We start from the raw sequence: 1,353 nt of genomic DNA, 5'->3' as shown, positions 1-1,353 counted from the left end.
CTAGGCCGTTTCCTTCGGATCATCTCGCCGACCAGACGAAGATGGCGGCGACGTGGAGTCCGGCCAGGTAGATGGTGGCGGTCTTGTCGTATCGGGTGGCCAGACCACGCCACTGTTTGAGTTTGTTGATGCACCGTTCGACGGTGTTGCGCTGTTTGTACGCCTCGCGGTCGAAGGCGGGAGGGCGGCCGCCGGATCGGCCTCGCTTCTTGCGCTTGGCGATCTGGTCGGAGGGTTGAGGGATCACCGCCCGGATCCCGCGCCGACGGAGATGGGTCCGGATCGCGCGGGACGAGTAGGCCTTGTCCGCCAGGATCATCTCCGGCGTGGTCCTGGGCCGGCCGATCGGCCGCGGCACCCGTAACTGGGCCATGACCTCAGGGAATGCGGGTGCATCGCCTGCCTGGCCGGGTGTGAGGACGAAGGCCAGCGGGCGGCAGCGGCTGTCGGCGGCGAGGTGGATCTTGGTGGTCAGTCCACCGCGGGACCGTCCGAGGGCATGATGCTCCGGCTCGTCGGACGGGGCCCCTTTTGACGGGCCCCGGCGGCGTGCTGGTGGGCTCGGACGATGGTGGAGTCGACCGCGACGATCCAGTCGAGGTCGCCTTCGGCGTCGGCCTGGGCGAGGAGGGCGGTGAAGACCCTCTGCCAGGTGCCGTCGGCGGCCCATTTCCGCAGGCGGTTGTGGGCTCCCTTCCATGAGCCGAAGTGTTCGGGCAGGTCCATCCACGGAGTGCCGGTGCGGTACTTGAACGCGATCGCGTCGATGACCTGCCGGTGATCCCGCCACCGCCCGCCCCGCCTCGGTGTCCGGTCCGGCAGCAGCGGCTCGATCCTCGCCCACTGGGCGTCACTCAACGGCACAGATCAACCAACGATCAGATGATCCTGCGGCAATGGTTCGATGTGTCTGCGTGTCAGGCCAGCTCGAAACCGCTCCGGATGACGCCGTATTCCGCAGGTGTCTCCCAGCAGATGTAACGACGGCCGGGGAGATCCGACAGGTCAGTCCCCAGCTCTTGCGCCAACCAGGCTGCACCCGTCCTGCCTGCCCGCGAGGGGTCATCGACGGCCTGATAGCAGGCCGTGGCCCCACGCAGCTCAACGATCACGTACTCCACACGGTTGCCCGCGCCGACCACCGCTTCATCGCCATGCTGCTCGTGCAGGGCGCCCGAAGGCTGCCCGCAGAGCCCACAGTGCGAGTCGTCTCTTGAGGCATCCACGCGTACATCGTACGCCCCTGACGATCACCGACGGCATCACTCACTCGCGCCTGACCAGCCGAAACTAGCGCGCTGGGCGCCCCCCGAACGGGTTTCCGGCGCTGATCCGGAAGAAACGCCCTAGCCC

General features: G+C 67.6%; 1 protein-coding gene and 1 pseudogene. Both read right to left on the bottom strand.

Annotated elements, in window-relative coordinates; translation table 11 throughout:
• Positions 1 to 19 precede the first annotated feature (19 nt).
• A pseudogene (locus AB0Q96_RS39170) lies at positions 20 to 864 on the bottom strand (IS5 family transposase).
• 53 nt (positions 865 to 917) lie between these two features.
• Complete coding sequence (locus AB0Q96_RS39165) at positions 918 to 1,226, bottom strand: hypothetical protein (protein WP_365334162.1); 309 nt, start codon at positions 1,224 to 1,226, stop codon at positions 918 to 920.
• Positions 1,227 to 1,353 lie beyond the last annotated feature (127 nt).

Origin of the sequence: Streptomyces sp. NPDC093111 (genome assembly GCF_040683955.1) — a bacterium.
Taxonomy (GTDB): Bacteria; Actinomycetota; Actinomycetes; order Streptomycetales; family Streptomycetaceae; genus Streptomyces.
The sequence above is the reverse complement of the archived record's forward strand: the minus strand, read 5'-3'. Positions and strand labels throughout refer to the sequence as shown.